The organism is Pseudomonas sp. NY15374 (genome assembly GCF_048068255.1).
GTDB classification, from domain to species: domain Bacteria; phylum Pseudomonadota; class Gammaproteobacteria; order Pseudomonadales; family Pseudomonadaceae; genus Aquipseudomonas; species Aquipseudomonas machongensis.
In genome coordinates this window covers 63,004-78,458 of the sequence record NZ_JBLUPZ010000005.1, presented here as the reverse complement: position 1 = coordinate 78,458, position 15,455 = coordinate 63,004, and the positions used below count along the sequence as shown (strand labels likewise).

Annotated in this window: 12 protein-coding genes and 1 pseudogene; 9 read left to right on the top strand and 4 right to left on the bottom strand. The window is 62.7% G+C overall.

Annotated elements, in window-relative coordinates; all coding sequences use genetic code 11:
• Positions 1-75: 75 nt before the first annotated feature.
• Positions 76-975 carry a LysR family transcriptional regulator gene (locus ACNFHO_RS13040; RefSeq protein ID WP_153773024.1) on the top strand — a complete coding sequence of 300 codons (900 nt, stop codon included), beginning with the start codon at positions 76-78 and terminating at the stop codon, positions 973-975.
• Positions 976-1,101: 126 nt separating this feature from the next.
• Here the strand turns inward: ACNFHO_RS13040 and ACNFHO_RS13035 are convergent, their stop codons facing one another.
• From ACNFHO_RS13035 to ACNFHO_RS13025, 3 genes are all read right to left on the bottom strand, one after another.
• Entirely contained in the window at positions 1,102-1,296 is a 195-nt protein-coding gene (locus tag ACNFHO_RS13035; protein WP_151923991.1) for a hypothetical protein, read from the bottom strand.
• A gap of 479 nt (positions 1,297-1,775) precedes the next feature.
• Entirely contained in the window at positions 1,776-2,129 is a 354-nt protein-coding gene (locus tag ACNFHO_RS13030; protein WP_054892690.1) for an SH3 domain-containing protein, read from the bottom strand.
• A gap of 42 nt (positions 2,130-2,171) precedes the next feature.
• Positions 2,172-2,663, bottom strand: coding sequence for a GNAT family N-acetyltransferase (locus ACNFHO_RS13025; RefSeq protein ID WP_112897956.1), 492 nt, complete (start codon positions 2,661-2,663; stop codon positions 2,172-2,174).
• 251 nt (positions 2,664-2,914) lie between these two features.
• Here ACNFHO_RS13025 and ACNFHO_RS13020 point away from each other — a divergent pair, with 251 nt between their 5' ends.
• From ACNFHO_RS13020 to ACNFHO_RS12985, 8 genes and pseudogenes are all read left to right on the top strand, one after another.
• Complete coding sequence (locus tag ACNFHO_RS13020) at positions 2,915-3,946, top strand: alpha/beta fold hydrolase (protein ID WP_416766603.1); 1,032 nt, start codon at positions 2,915-2,917, stop codon at positions 3,944-3,946.
• Between the two features lie 155 nt (positions 3,947-4,101).
• Complete coding sequence (locus tag ACNFHO_RS13015) at positions 4,102-4,254, top strand: hypothetical protein (RefSeq protein ID WP_193217453.1); 153 nt, start codon at positions 4,102-4,104, stop codon at positions 4,252-4,254.
• A gap of 117 nt (positions 4,255-4,371) precedes the next feature.
• Positions 4,372-5,685 carry an EAL domain-containing protein gene (locus ACNFHO_RS13010; RefSeq protein WP_416766602.1) on the top strand — a complete coding sequence of 438 codons (1,314 nt, stop codon included), beginning with the start codon at positions 4,372-4,374 and terminating at the stop codon, positions 5,683-5,685.
• 162 nt (positions 5,686-5,847) lie between these two features.
• Positions 5,848-6,492, top strand: a complete 645-nt coding sequence (locus tag ACNFHO_RS13005) for a response regulator (protein WP_416766601.1) — start codon at positions 5,848-5,850, stop codon at positions 6,490-6,492.
• Positions 6,493-6,494: 2 nt separating this feature from the next.
• Entirely contained in the window at positions 6,495-8,951 is a 2,457-nt protein-coding gene (locus ACNFHO_RS13000; RefSeq protein ID WP_416766600.1) for an ATP-binding protein, read from the top strand.
• A gap of 53 nt (positions 8,952-9,004) precedes the next feature.
• Entirely contained in the window at positions 9,005-9,247 is a 243-nt protein-coding gene (locus ACNFHO_RS12995) for a hypothetical protein (protein ID WP_151923995.1), read from the top strand.
• Positions 9,244-9,477, top strand: a complete 234-nt coding sequence (locus ACNFHO_RS12990; RefSeq protein WP_151923996.1) for a hypothetical protein — start codon at positions 9,244-9,246, stop codon at positions 9,475-9,477. Before ACNFHO_RS12995 ends, ACNFHO_RS12990 begins: the two co-directional genes overlap by 4 nt.
• Positions 9,478-9,553: 76 nt before the next feature.
• Positions 9,554-9,718: pseudogene (locus ACNFHO_RS12985) on the top strand (integrase); the annotation flags it as partial.
• 349 nt (positions 9,719-10,067) lie between these two features.
• Here the strand turns inward: ACNFHO_RS12985 and ACNFHO_RS12980 are convergent.
• Positions 10,068-15,227 (bottom strand): YadA-like family protein, encoded by a 5,160-nt coding sequence (locus ACNFHO_RS12980; RefSeq protein WP_416766599.1) that lies wholly within the window; start codon positions 15,225-15,227, stop codon positions 10,068-10,070.
• Between the last annotated feature and the right edge of the window lie 228 nt (positions 15,228-15,455).

Here is a 15,455-nt window from a genome sequence, read left to right as displayed (position 1 = left end):
GTGCGCAAAGCCTAATCAAATGGCAGCACCTGTGTTGAAATGCCATATTGCACAAACCGCAATGAGGAACTCGCCATGGCACTGGACATGCTGCGCGAAATACAGGCCTTCGTCAGCGTCGCCCACAAGCGCAGCTTCGTCGCCGCCGCCCGCGCGCTGGGGCGCTCACCCAGCGCCGTAACCCGCGCGGTGCAGGCACTGGAGGACAACGCTGGCACCCGCCTGCTCAATCGCAGTGCCAACGCTGTGACCCTGACCGAAGCCGGTGAGCACCTGCTGCCACATGCACAGCGCTTGCTGGAGGTGCAACGTGATGCCGCCGATGAGCTGGCGGCGCTGAGCGGTTCGGCACAAGGCTGGATCCGCTTCGCAGTGCCCGAACTGTTAGGCCAGAAAGTACTGCCAGCGGTACTCGCAGACTTTTCCCAGCGTCACCCCCAGGTAACCCTGGACGTACAGTTCGTCGACCAAGCCCTGGACCCGGTGCAAGGCAAATTCGATTTCGTCGTGCGCGGCGCCTTTCCCCAGTCAAGCGAACTGATCGGCTACCCACTGTGGAACTACCGCCGCCACCTGTACGCCAGCCCGGCGTACCTGCAGCAACACGGCTTGCCACTGGAGCCAGAGGAGTTGAGCGGCCATGCGCTGATCCTGCACACCGCTCCCCGCATCCTCAAGGCTTGGCATTTCTGCCGCGACGGCCAGATCACCAGCCTGCGACCACGTCCGCGCCTGCGCCTGTCCGCTGGCACTGCGGTGTATCAAAGCGCGCTGGCAGGCGCCGGCATCGCCCGCCTCGCCGACTGGCTGGGCGAGCCACAAGTGCAGGCCGGGCGCTTGCTGCGGGTATGTCCGGCGTATCACCTGACCTCCAGCAGCGGCCAGGATCCACAGATGCATGCGCTCTATCCGCCAGGCGAACAACCGGCTCGGGTCCGTGAACTGCTGCAGGCGCTGCGGCATGCACGTCCCTGACCCTCAGATGGTGCTGTACAAATTCTGCTCAATTTAACAAAGGCCGCTTCACTCCTGGCTTGTAGCGTTTTATCCACAGACCTACCCACGTTTTTTGTGGACAGAATTCCGAGGCCAGATAACGACTTATCGCACACGCACCAGTGCAGCATTGGCCAGCTTGACCAATTCGATCCACTCGCCAACGTTGATCGCCCCGGCCTGCTCGAGTCGTTCGGCACAGACCAGTGCCTGCTCGTAATCCCGTTCGCTGGCGATACCTGTGCCAACGAACCGCTCCCGCCACTCCAGCATCGCTGCAGTGCCCTTCTTGCTTTCCATGTACGACTCCGAGACAGGTGGGCTGCCGTCAAGCCAAAACTCCAGATACCCCCACGCTCAGGGGCCGAAAACGGCCGCGGGAGATTACACGAGCGGTCATCAAACAAGAATAAATATCAACAAGAAGCCGACGGAAAGTCGATGAGAGGCGTAGCAGGAGGTAAAACGCATCGAGCCCGTCTCACGGGTAGACGGGCTCGGGAAAGTTGGACGGGCATTTCAGCCCGGCGGGATGGTACCCAGCAAGCCGATCAGGATCGTCAGCATCAGGAAACCACCCAGGAACAACGCAAGCTTGCCCATTGGAACCTCGACAAAGTGGGGACTGAACGGCAGAGCTGCCCGTCAGGGATACGGTGCAGCCGCGCTTGCCCAGCGCATACCGCTTCGTACGGCTGGGCTTGAGGGGCATTGTCAGGCCTTGGCTGATACGGTTACAGATTCAGGTTGCTGGAAAAAAAGCATATCAGATTGGTCGTTCAGTCCATCTGTCGCAACTTTTCCAACGGCAACCACCCCAGTTCACCGTTGCGCTGGCGCCGGCACCAGAGCCAGCCGTTCAAACGCCGCAGCCCCACCATCACCTGTCCGGGATCAGCGTCCAGCTCATAGGCCGAGTACGACTCCAGTGCCCGCCCCTGGCCAACACCGAGCCGCTCGATCAGTTGCCCCGGTACCCAGCCTGGCTCTTGCCCCTCACAACTGCACAGGTACCAGTCCTGCCAGTCTTCCTCGCCCTCGTAACGCTGCCCGATCTGCAACAACGTCCCTCGGGCGAAGCTGATGGGTCGAGGGTATTCACTGCGATGGCTTTCGATCACCACGTATTTCATATGCCGCTCCCTGGCTATAGAAGAATCAGTCCTGGCAGTCGTTCAGAGGCTCATGACCATTTCATGCCAAGCCATGCCACCGTGATCGGAGCTGGAAGGTTTCACGTACTCGTATCCCATCTTTTCGTACAACCCTACATGCTGGTCTTTGCACATCAGGTGAATGGTCGCCTTGCCACGTTCACGCATCTGCGTGATGAAGCGCGTCATCAGTTGCCCGGCGAAACCACGCCCCTGAAACGACGGATCGACCACCACCGACATGATCACCACATTGGGCGCCTGGGCATCGTGCCCGACCAGTTCCTTGAACGCCTCATCGGACATCACCACCTCATGGGCACAACCACTGTTGATGAAGCCCACCACTTGACCGTCCTGTTCCAGGACCAGGAAACCCTCCGGGTACTGGGCGATGCGCGTGGCAATCTTCTCCCGCGTGGCCGCTTCGTCACCTTCGTAGGCAGTGGTTTCGATGTGATAGCAGCGGTCCACATCCGAAGGCGTGGCGGGGCGGAAAACAGGCGTATTCATGGGGCAGGTCCGTGTCTCGATAAGCAGAGGACGACATCCTAACCGCAGCGGCTCAGCTTCGCACCGCGATCACACGTCACACCTCGCTTAACCGAGCATTACCTGTGCCCCCCGCTTTTGTATGTTTACGTATCAAAACCCAGCGCAGATACGTAGGAAAACCACACCCAACGTCATCAGACACATCCTTGATACACCCCGACATTTTACTGGTGCCACCCCCGCCCCACGGCCAAGCCAAGGAAATGTCCATGTCCAGCCCTCACCGTTTCAGATACCCAGCTCTGCTCGCCGCCGTACTGATGCCGCTGAGCCTCGTTGCCACAGGCGCAGCCTTCGCCGCCGACCCAATGCCTGCCGCCCCAAGCACGCAAACCGCTCACGACACCTTTGGCCCGCTCAAGCACATCAAGGCCGGCGTGCTGGATGTCGCCTACGTCGAACAGGGCCCCGCCGACGGTCCCGTAGTCATCCTGCTGCACGGCTGGCCCTATGACATCCACAGCTTCGAAAGCGTTACGCCCCTGCTCGCTGCCAAGGGCTATCGCGTCCTGGTGCCCTATGTTCGCGGCTACGGCGACACCCGCTTCCTCTCCGACAAGACACCTCGCAACGCTCAACCCTCGGCCCTGGCCAGCGATGTGATCGCCTTCATGGACGCCCTGCACGTGCAAAAGGCCGTGCTCGCCGGCTTCGACTGGGGTGCGCGCAGCGCCGACATCGTCTCGGCCCTGTGGCCCGAACGGGTCAAGGCACTGGTCTCGGTCAGCGGCTATCTCATCAGCAGCCAGGAGGCCGCCAAGGCCCCGCTGCCGCCCAGTGCCGAGCTGCAATGGTGGTACCAGTTCTACTTCGCCACCGAGCGCGGCCGTGCCGGATATGAAAAGAATCGCCATGATTTCGCCAAGCTGATCTGGCAGCTCGCCTCGCCGAAGTGGGCATTCGATGATGCCACCTTCGATCGCAGTGCCAAGGCGCTGGACAACCCTGACCAGGTGGCGATCACAGTCAACAACTACCGCTGGCGCCTGGGCCTGGCGCAGGGCGAGACCCAATACGACCCGCTGGAAGCGAAACTGGCCAAGTTCCCCGCAATCACGGTACCGACCATCACCCTCGAAGGCGACGCCAACGGCGCACCACATCCGCCGGCAGACGCCTATCGGCAACGTTTTACCGGGAAGTACGAGCATCGCCTGCTGACCGGCGGGATTGGCCATAACCCACCGCAGGAGGCACCTGCTGCCTTCGCACAGGCGGTGGTGGACGCCGACCACCTTTGACCGGCCCTGGCTCATCCACAAACAAAAGCCCTGGCGTGCCAGGGCTTTGTGCGCAGGACAACAGGTCATCAGGACAATAAAGGTCAATGGCCTGTGGCAGGTCGGAATCCCAGCAGTGCTTTGGCCCGGGTATTGGACGCGCCCCGGATCGCTACATGATGAAACGCCTGTACCGCAGCCAGCGTGACGAACTGCTCAGCGCCTTGAAAAAAAGGCCACTGAGCGCCGACATATGCACTGCCGGGCTGGCGGTGCTAGCGGCGGATTCTGCGCAGCGCATGTCACATCGACCATCGGCCTACTCCTAAAAATGAGCCGTCTGGCCTGCCGGCAGCGCGGCAGCGACTCCGCCTCGCACAGGCCTTTTAGGCCCAGTCTTATGGAGTAGCTAATGGCCAATTGCTCAAATGCCAACAGGTCAACCAATGAGCAACTTCAAGATGGCAAACCCCGTCATCGCCACCGCGCCCGCTTCCCGGACCCGCGTGGTCATACTCAGCAACGATAACCACTACGCACTGCGCATGATTGCCCGTCTGGGTGACAGCGAGCTGTTCCACATCGAGCATCTCGACTCGCTGAACAGCCTGATGACTCGCCTGCGCAAGCAGACGGTGGACATCATCATGGCCGAGATCCATGCCAACCAGGTCGACAGCCTCATGCTCCCATGCTGGGTCAGTGAGATGAATACGTCCGGTCGCCTGTGCAGCATTCCGCACATCGTCTGGACAGCACAGAGCGTCCCGGGCCCCCTTACAACCGAGCCGGACACGGGTAATGAGCACGACTGGCAAGAGTCGCTAAATGGTATATCCACCACCGCGCTGGCGTCCCATGCCCGCCTTGCCGAAGCCGCAGGCGTTCACGTCGAGATCGTCGGCGAGAGTGATCCCATCCAACTGCCGCAGGTACTCGAGAAGCTCGCAGGCACTGGACATCCCCGGCCGCAAAGCGCCCAGCCGGAAAAGCTGGAAAACCTGATCGGCGAGGATGATGTTGTCACTGTACTGGCCACGGGCGAGGGACTACGGGTGGTTTTGCAGCCCCAATACGACCTGACCAGCCGGCGAGTGGTCGGCGCCGAAGCATTGGTCCGCTGGCGGCATCCGCGATACGGTGAGGTGCCGCCATCCATTCTGATTCCATTGGTCAATCAGTTGGGACTCGACCTGTTACTGTTCAGCTATATCGAAAAGTCGGTGATCGAAATCCTGGGCACCCTTGATCGTCATGGGCTGGATATCCCCATCGCCATCAATGCATCGGCCCGCACACTCTGCGCTGCGGGGCTGGCCACGCGGCTGGCGGACAAGATGCTCAAGGCAGGACTGCCCCCCCGGCGCCTGAAAATCGAACTGACCGAAGAGATGGCAGCGGACAACGAACTGGCACTGTCAGCCTCGATCACAGCCTTGCGTGCGAAAGGTTTCAAGGTCTCGCTAGATGATTTTGGGGCCGGCGCCGCGACCCTTGCGCTGTTGGCTCGCATACCTTTTGACGAAATGAAAATCGACGGATCGCTGGTCCGGGCCGTGGGGCAGTCTTCACAGTCAAGCGAGATCATTTCCGGCATCGTCGGCCTGGCGCGATTGTTCAACCTGAACCTGGTCACCGAGGGCATAGAAGACGCCGCTAGCATCGAGTTACTCAGCCGTTTGGGTTGCCGAACCGGACAAGGGTTCGCCCTGGCACGCCCTCTGGAGCGAGATGCGTTCGTCGATATGCTTCTGCCATAGTGGCAGCACCTGTACAGGCCGTCATATCCCGCGTGTGCAGGAGGACCCTGTGTTCATTTATCTGCTTGCCCAGGCACTGGTATCGGCCATGTTCATAGTCTTTAATCTTACGGTCGCTTGACCTTTATCGAGTGTTCATTGGCATCTATGAAACCCCTACGTGTGGCACTGCTTGACGATCACGCCGTCGTTCGGCACGGCCTTGTCAGTCACCTTGGCGAGGAGCCCGGCATTGAAATTGTCGGAGTCTATGAAAACAGCCGCGAACTGCTGCGAGGCATGGCTGCCACCTCGGCGCAGGTACTGTTGCTGGATTTTGCTTTGGGACGCGACGAGCTCGATGGTGTTTCGCTGATACGCGCCCTACGTGCGCGCTTCCCTGATTGCCGGATCCTGGTGCTGTCAACCCACCACGAATCAGCCACCGTTTCACTTGCATTGCGAGTGGGTGCCCGTGGCTTCGTCGGAAAAGGCGAAGACCTCTCGGGCCTGGTCAAGGCCATTCGCACCGTCGCCTCAGGTGCAATCTACCTCAGCGCAGATATGTCCTACCAGGTGGCGGACGCCATCCGTCCGGTTGACACGGCCCAGCAACCGATCAGCGACAATGCGCTCGATCGCGCCGGATTGTCGGCACGCGAGCAGGAGGTGATCCGCTGTTACCTGGAGGGCATGACGGTGACCGAGATAGCTGACAAGTTCAAACGCAGTATCAAGACCATCAGCGCCCAGAAAGCGACTGCCTTCCGCAAGCTGGGTGTCACCTCCAACAACGGCCTGTTCAAAATCATGAAGACCCTGGACTGACGATGCACGTCCGTTGCCATCTGCGCACCTGGCTTCTTCTTGCCCTGTTATGCACCCCCAACGCCTGGGCCCTGGAGAACGATCCACCGGTGCCGTTTGCGCTCACCGCCGAGCAAGGCGCCTGGATCGCAAAGCATCCGGTATTGCGCGTTGCCGTGGTCGAAGACTTGATGCCCATCGAATACATGGAAAACGGCCACCTCCGAGGTCTTTCCGCAGAATACTTGCAATTGATCGCAAGCAGGACAGGCATGCGCCTGGAATACATCCCGGCCCATTCGGTACAGGAGCGCGCCGAAATGCTGGCGACCGGCAAGGCCGACCTGATCTCAGCCGTGCACCTCAATGGTCCCAGTGGCCAGGATCCGCGCTTGCGTCATACCAGTTTCTACCTGAACACCACTGCAGTAGTGGTCATTCGCGCCACTCATCCGCCCATTATCGGTCTCGACCAACTCAATGAACTGACCGTGACCGTGCCCTTCTCCGATCGCTACCGCGAGGTTCTCGATATCAAGGCACCGAAAGCCCGCACCATCATCGGAGGCAGCGCGCTGAACATGCTGCAGCAGGTGGCTGATGGCACCGCAGACGCCGCGATAGCTACAGAGGCCTACCTCGTGCCCTTCCTGTACCGGCAGTTTCAGGGCCAGCTACAGATTGGTGGCGTCGTGGCCGATATGGGCTCGAAGCTCGCTATGAGCACGCGTGCCGATGACACAATGTTATTCGGGATCATCCAGCAGGTACTGGACTCGTTGAGCCTCGAGGAAACCCGAGAGCTGCACGCAAGTTGGATCGAAGGGCACGCAACGCCAGAGATGGGGCTACATGAGCTCACTGACCACTATCCCCATGAAGTCGCCCTGACTGCACTGGTGGTGCTGATGTTGGCGGGCCTGGCGTATCAAGCCCATCGCCAGCGCCAGCGGGCGGTGAGTAACGAACGAGAAAAGGCCATGTTCCTGGCGGTGATGAGCCACGAAATTCGCTCACCGATTAACGCGGTCCTGGCTTCTGTGGAGCTGTTGCACAACACGCCGCTGGACCGCACGCAACAGCACTTCGTGCAACTGGCCAGTAACGGCGCGCAGTCACTGCTGACGCTGCTTGACGATGTGCTCGACATCTCAAGGCTTGAGGCTGGCCAGGTGAAACTTGAGCCGGTGCCCGTGAACCTCGCCAACCTGATCAGAAACGTAGTCGATCTGCACAGCTTGCGTGCCCGTGAACGGCATCTGTCGATCAGCGTTGTGGGGCCTGTTGATCCGCCCCTGCTGATGCTGGATGACACCCGCCTGGCGCAGGTGCTGCACAATTTGCTGTCCAACGCGATCAAATTCACCGAACAGGGCGGTATCGAGGTGGCCTACCTGATCGCCGACACCGACACCCCTTCACTCAAGCACATCCGTTTGACGGTAACGGATACCGGCATTGGTATCAGCGCCGAGGCTCAGCAGCGGCTGTTCCAGCCATACAGTCAGGCGGCGCGTACACATCGGCGCTCCGGCGGTACTGGCCTGGGGCTCGCTATCTGTCGTGATTTGCTGCAGTTGATGAGCGGTGGCATCACCCTCGACAGTACGCCGGGCCAAGGCACGCGCATGGAGTTGTCGCTGCCAGCCGAGCTGGCCTCGGCCGGCGCACTGGAAAATCACCTGAAAACCTTGCCTCCTCGTGCGCCGGCGGCAACCACACAGAACCTGCGCATATTGGTGGTGGAAGACACCGTGGCCAACCAGGCGGTACTCAAGGCCCAGATCGAGGGTTTCGGCTGTACGGCGGTGATTGCCAAGGATGGCGCTCAAGCCATGGATTGTTTCGAACAAGGCACCTACGACCTGATCCTGATGGACTGCGACCTGCCCGACCAGGACGGCTATTCGCTGACCCAGATGTTCCGCATGATAGAGCACGACGCTGCCCAGGCACGCTGCCCGATCATCGCGATTTCCGCGTCTACCGGCAGCGAACATGTCAGCCGCTGCTTCGATGCCGGGATGGACGGCATCCTGGGTAAGCCGATCAGCGTAGGTAAACTGCAGGACGCCATAGAGTTGTGGTGTGGCGTGCAACTGACGCTGATCCCACACCCCTTCTCCGAAGCCGACAGGATGAGCGACGTGCGCATCCGCGAAGCCTTCGAACAAGACCTGCTCGCCCTGCTCGAAGCCATTGCCCTCTGCCAACTGGAGCCTGCCCTGCATGCCGCGCATCGGCTGCATGGCGCGGCGCTGAGTATCGAGTGGCCCGCCGTGGCGTGCGAGGCCGCTGAACTGGAAGCCCTGCTCAAGGCCGCCAGGCCCTGGCACGACCACGCTTACCGCGCAACATTGCGCGCCCTGGTCCTAGCGCTACGCAGCACCAACAACCCCAAGCAATCGCCTGCGGCGGCGCAAAGTCCTGCAACTGAAATTCGGACCAGTCCTATTGGTTCACCGGGCGCGCAAGGCTAAAACCGTCTCAGGCCACCAGGCCGCTCTCTGTCATGCGCAACCAAAGGCGACCCATGAGTTCCATTCACTGCATCCAGCACCTGCAACTGCGCCTGATTGAGTCGGCGTCGGTCAACGAAAGCTGTGCCACCGATTTGCTGTTAATCCTGCGCAAACTCACCAGCGCGGAGGCCAACAGCGTCAACGGTATTATCAGTTTGTTGCACAGCGAAGCCGATGCGCTGAGGAGCCTGTCGATAGGCATCACCCAGCGCTACGCCCACCGTGCTGAGCTACTGACTGTGAACCACCAATGAGTTCAATCGACAGTCTTTACCTGGCTCACTTGCTACAAGATCGGATATCGCGGACCGCCTTCATCATCGAAAGCTGTATCGTCGACCTCCATGAGTACCAGGCCGGCGTACCCGAGGAATACGCCGAGACCATCCTTTATGTGATCGACTTGTTGCAGGAGGAAGCGCAGCGGCTCAACGAATTTTCAAAATTGCTGGTACGCAGCAGATGCCTATTCTTTGAGTATTGAGACGTATCGATTCGACTGTTGCGCGCTCGATGGGCATCTGTCTGCTGGCGGTATCTTGTAGGGTCTGACCCGGGCGCTGATGCAGCAGAAAACGCAGCGACCTGTGCAGTTCGAGATAACTGACAAGCACGATCTGCTCTCGCGACCTGAATACATCGGGCCCAGCTACGCAACGAGGACTACCTTTGTGCATACATCAGAGCATCTATCTACTCGTCAATACGCTCGTATCGTCAAAGGCTGAGTGAAAGCCGTAGGCCTTGATCCGGCGATGTATGCCACACATCCGTTGCACGTGTGAACGTTAACTGCAGTATCTGGCAGTTTTCATCATATTTTCTTGCTCAGTAAACCTGGAAGATACGCATAAGCCTCTCAAGCTTTACGTGTACGTCGTGCACAGCAGTTTCTGTATTGGGCAGAATAATCACCGATACTGCGTTTATGGCGTAACGAACCTCCATATGAATTAGACGGGGCAGGACGTCCAATCGCCCGGCTACGATGACCCATGAGGCAAGCTGTGCTTGGGGTTGCCTTTCTTGCTGTCTGATTTACCAGCATTCAGGCTCACCCCAGCAACCGAACGATTACCAGTGGTAACCCAATCCTAGGTTTATTCCGAAGTCACCACGCGCAGTACCCGCCCCCACAGCGCTGTAAGTCCATTGGCCGCTCGCCGACCGGGCGTTTAGCCCGACTGCCAGGGCCGGTTGCCCTTCATAGACCGCGGTGGCCATGGCCAGCATCGACTTGCCCGCCGACGATGCTGCTGGCAATGCGGCCATGGCCATCGCCGAAGCCACACCCGCATAGACATCCTGACGCAAGTACCCCAATTGGCGGTCGGTATAGGCGTTGGCCTGATGGAGCGTGCGGTTGGCGGCCTGGCTGGAAAGCCGCGTGGTTTGCCTCAGGTTGACCGCATCGGTACGATGGGCCGCGTCGGCCACATGGGTCACCTGACGCTCAGCGCCCCTTGAACCCACCGCCACGCTATTGGCTCGATCCGCCTGGGAGCCCGTTCCCAGGGCAACGCTGTTATCCCCATTGGCCTTCGCTTCGCTACCCAGGGCGCTGCTACGCGTGCCCTGGGCGACCGCACCGGCACCGGTGGCAACGCTGTGCTCGCCCGTCGCCCGGGCATTACTGCCCAGCGCCACGGCCCGGCTACTCGGCGCGACGCTGGCCTTGTCGCTGCCATCGCCCTGGCTGTCCACCGCCATGACGGCAGCCTGCCGGCCAAGCTGCCGAACCTGCTGGTTCGTCGCATCGAGCTGGCGCCCGGTGACCGCATCGGTACTGTCCGTACCAAGCGCACCGTCCTGCACCCCACCCAAGGTACGCGGCCCCTGGTTCCCGGCAATATCGACGCGGGTTCCGTCAGTCCCCTTGGCAATCTGGATATCGCGGCTGGCCGGGGCCTGCCGGACCAGCCCCACTTCTCCGGCCGCCACCTGCGCACGCACGTCGCTAGCGTCGGCGCTGGACTTGTCCGCCTTGTCGTTGGCCGCTACCAGCGAATCGTCCAACGCCGTGATGGCCTGCCCCACGTTACTAGCGGCGACCGGCGACGGCGCGCCATCCGCGCCCACGCCCGTCACATTGAAGGTGGGCACGTTGAGTGTGTCGTCGGGATTGACCGCTGCCCCGTCACCCAAAGCGTAGGCCAATGCCTGGTTTCCATCACGTGCAGCGTCCCGGATACGACCGAGCACCGTTTCCCCGTTTTCCAGCCCTTGCAACTGGCCAGCAGAGCGCTCGGCAAGCTGGCTGGCCTGTCCGGCCGTGGCCTGCGCCAGGTCAGCGGTCTGGCGGGCATCGGCGGCGGATGCCTGTGCCTGGTCAGCGGTACGCTGGGCCCCCTCGGCGGTGCCATGCCCGTCATCGGCCATCGCCATGGCGCCAGCGGCTGTAACCCGGGCTTGCTCGGCGACTTCTCGAGCATGTTCGGCGGTGCCCTGCGCCTCTGTGGCCACGCCTTCAACGGCGTCGAGCTGGCTCATGTTCACTGCATCGGTTGCGGCCAGACCCTCGGCGAGGTGAGTGATACGAGCAGGGGTAGCCCGCTGGTCATCACGACCGGCACTGTAGGTAGCGCTGGCTTCGTCCCACAGCAGACTGCCATCACGCAGCCTGTCAGCGTGCTGGGCCAATGCTCCAAGCGCCTCGCCTTGACCTTCTAAGGCACCGCTGAGCGTCGCAACGTTGCCGTCCAGCGCGCCGAGGGCAGCGCCGATGTCGTCATGCGTCTGCGTCGACGGCTGGACGCTACCATCCTCGGCGACCTGGCCAATGGAATAGGACGGCGCGGTCGGTTGGCCGTCGGCTCCTACCGTCGAACCGCCCCCCAGCACCTGCGCCAGAAACTCGCTGGCCGAATCCGCCGCCCCCTTGATCGCACCGTTGATGCGTTCGACCACGGTTTCGCCGGCGCCAATGCCCTGCAGCTGGCCGGCCGCCGTGTCGGCAGTGGCCTTGGCAGCGTTGCCAGTCCCCTGGGCGGCCTCGGCAGCCTGCTGGGCAGTCGAGGCCGACCGCAGTGCGGTGTCGGCGGCGCCCTGCGCAACCGCCGCACGTTCATTGACCGTGGAGGCCGTGCCCCGTGCAGTGTCCGCTGTACCTTGCGCGGCTTCGGCAGAGCGCCGCGCGTCACCAGCGGCGTTCAGTGCGCTGTCAGCCGTTGCCTGGGCACGTCCCGCCGCCTGCCGGGCGCCGGTTGCGGCACTCAGGGCGCCGTCGGCACTCGCCTGCCCGGCATCGGCCGATTGCTGGGCATTCGCCGCCAAGCCCAGGGCGCTATCCGCCGTGCGCTGTGCCCCCTCGGCGGTTTGTTGTGCCGTGGCGGCCGAGGCCGAGGCGTTGTCAGCGGTTCGTTGAGCATCACCCGCCGCCTGCTGCGCAGTGGAAGCTGCCGTCAGTGCACGATCAGCCGTGCCCTGGGCCGCGTCGGCGGAACCTTGTGCGGTGTCGGCTGCGCTGAGCGCCTGATCGGCGGAGCCCTGGGCCACGGTGGCGGCCTGCTGCGCGGCAGTGGCCGAGGTCATTGCGGTATTCGCGGCCCCCTGTGCGCCCGTCACCGCTTGCTGAGCTGTTGCGGCCGCGGCCTGGGCGTTATCCGCCTGGCCTTGTGCGGCGTTCGCGGCCTGTTGAACCGACGAGGCCGACGCCAGGGCCCTATCGGCCGTCTGCTGGGCAGCCGTCGCGGTCTGCTGGGCCGTCGATGCCGAGGCCTGGGCCGCATCGGCGGTGCTTTGTGCAGAGGCGGCATGCTGCTGGGCGATGAATGCCGCGCTGACGGCTGCATCGGCCGTTTCCTGGGCGGTTTCTGCGGCGCCCTGGGCCGTTGCGGCGGTAGACAACGCACCCTCACCGGTGGCCTGGGCTGCCTCTGCGGCCTGCTGCGTCGCAGCAGCCGATGTCTGGGCCGCCCGGGCAGTGTGCTCGGCGGCGTCGGCGGTCTGCCGCGCCGCCTCTGCAGCGGTGGCGGCGGAGCCGGCCGTACCTTGTGCGGCATCGGCCGCATGCTGGGCACGGGTGGCGGCACTCAGGGCCGTGTCAGCGGTGCCCTGTGCGCCTTCGGCGGTCCGCTGCGCAGTGGCTGCGGAAGCTTGTGCTCGGTTGGCCGTGCCTTGGGCGGCCTCGGCGGCCACTTGGGCATTGAGCCCGGCCTGCCTGGCCGTGTCGGCAGTGCGTTGGGCCCCGTCCGCCGTGCCCTGTGCAGCTGTTGCGGTGTCCTGCGCCATCGCAGCGGTGCGTTGGGCGCCATCGGCCGTTGCCTGGGCCTGGGTGGCTGCGGTCTTCGCTGCCTCGGCCTGTTGCCCGGCGGTATCCACCGCGCCGCGCGCTTCGCTAACGGCGTTCGTGGCCGCTTCGGCGTGGGCCTGGGCAACCGCGGCATCTCTCTTGGCTTCATGGCCGCGCTCGTCAGCCTGGCTGGCAGCGGCGCGCGCGCTGCCGGCAGCGTCCTGGGCGTTGCGAGCAGCATCTGCAGCCGCGCTCACCGTACCTTGCGCCGCCTCTAAAGCCTCCTGGGCCTTGACCACCGCTCCTGCTGCGGCAGCGGCGGTGTCACGCGCGGCGGTGGCAGCCTGGCCAGCTTCACCGGCGTCACGTTCGGCCTGGGCGGCTGTCGTTTGTGCCCGGCTTGCCACTGCCTCGGCATCGGTTGCCGTGCGGTGCACGCCGTCGGCCAGCGTCTTGGCCGCGTCCGCGGCACGCTTGGCGGTGAGTGCCGATGCCTCAACGGTATCCAGTTGTCCCTTGTTCACCGCGTCGGTGTCGGCCTCGCCCGCAGCCAGGTCGACGATACGGTTCTGTGCAGTGTCGCCACGGGCGGCGCTGTAGGACTGCGTTTCCGGGTTCCAGCGCAGCCGGTTGTCGGGGGCCCACTGATCGACTTCGATTGCCGTCTCGAAGGCACGGTCGAAAACCGCCCCCAGGTTCTGGTCGGTGCTCTTGTACGAACGGTCGAGGGCCTTGAGCGCGCCCAACAGGCTGCTCGGCTGATTTTCGCCTGGTGCCAGGCTGGTCAGCGCCAGCGGCGGCACCACCAGCTTGCCATCCTGGGCCCCCATGCCCGTGCCCAGTGCATCGGCCACGGAGCGGCTGACCACCAGCTCGCGCTCGCCCAGCCGGCGAATGGCGTCGTAGCCGACGAACAACTGGGCGCCATTGACGGCGTCGGTACTGGTCGGGTTGACGCTTCCGGGCGCCACGTAAATCAGTTGGCGCCAGCGGGCCACATCTCCCAGGGCGACCGTGCTGATGGCATGGGTCCGGTCAACGCTGTAGGTCTGGCCATTGAGCGTGACGGGCGCCACCTCACGAAGCGCGCCGACCAATCCCACCGAAAAGCTGCCCAGAGCAACGCCATCGCTGTCCCGGGCGCGGGAGGTGTAGCCCACCGACAGGCTGTTGGTACCACTGGCGATAGCCGAACGCCCCAGTGCCACGGCGGCGCTCCCCGATGGCTGGGCAAAACGGCCGCCTGCAAAGGAAGAATCGCCGCGGGCAATGGCGAGAGAACCCGCAATGGTGGCGGCTTCGCCAACGGCATTCGCGGCCGAGCCGAACACGGTAGTATGGGCATTGTTACCAAAACTGCGGTTGCCGAAGACTACCGCGTAAGGGCTATTTACTTCAGGGCTTTTTACTTCTGATTCCTGCCCAAACGCAATGCTATGGAGCATCGAGCTCACAGCGCCGCGGCCAATCGCCATACCGCCGCCGCTGGCCGAAAAGTCGATGGCTCGCCCCTCTGGTGTTTTCCCTACCTGCCCGATGGCCAGGTTGCCGGCCGCATCCCCCAGCATCAGCCGGCCGCTGTTGACATACAGCTCACCGCCCAGGGACATCGAGGTCGCGCCAACGCCGGCATCCGGACGGTAGATCAGTACGCTGCCGGTCTGCCCGCTCTTGCTGCTGGCATTGCAGTTACCGGACCGATCCTTGAACGTGAAGGTGCCGCTGCGCAGCTCACTTTCGCTGAGACGCCAGATTCCTTCCTGGGGATCATTGAAACTCGTGCATTCCCCGTCGGGGTTCGCATTGATATGCACGCCATTGCCCGCCTCGGCCGCGGCCATGCCCAGCAGCGCCGAGATACCGCTCAGGGTCAACAGCCCGAGCGCCTGCCAGTCCCGTGGCACACTGCTGATGTCGTTGCGGTGAAGCGCACGGATGATGGCGCGAATCGGGTTGAGTGGAACAGCACGCAGACAAACAGCCTGCAAAACGAGGCGTGACATGACTTTCACAATAACGAACCCTGTGGCAGTAACTGGTGCGCACAAGCGCTACGGCAACCCGGCGGCTTGGGCAATTTCCATACGGCTGACCCGACTGCCCGCGCGAATGGCGGGCAGCGATTTCGAGAGCGGATTGTGACGAGCGTCATGTATTGACGACATCGGACTACTCCTAAACCGGAGCAACGATCCTGATTCGTCATGCGGTGAACAAGGCGTACCGCCAGG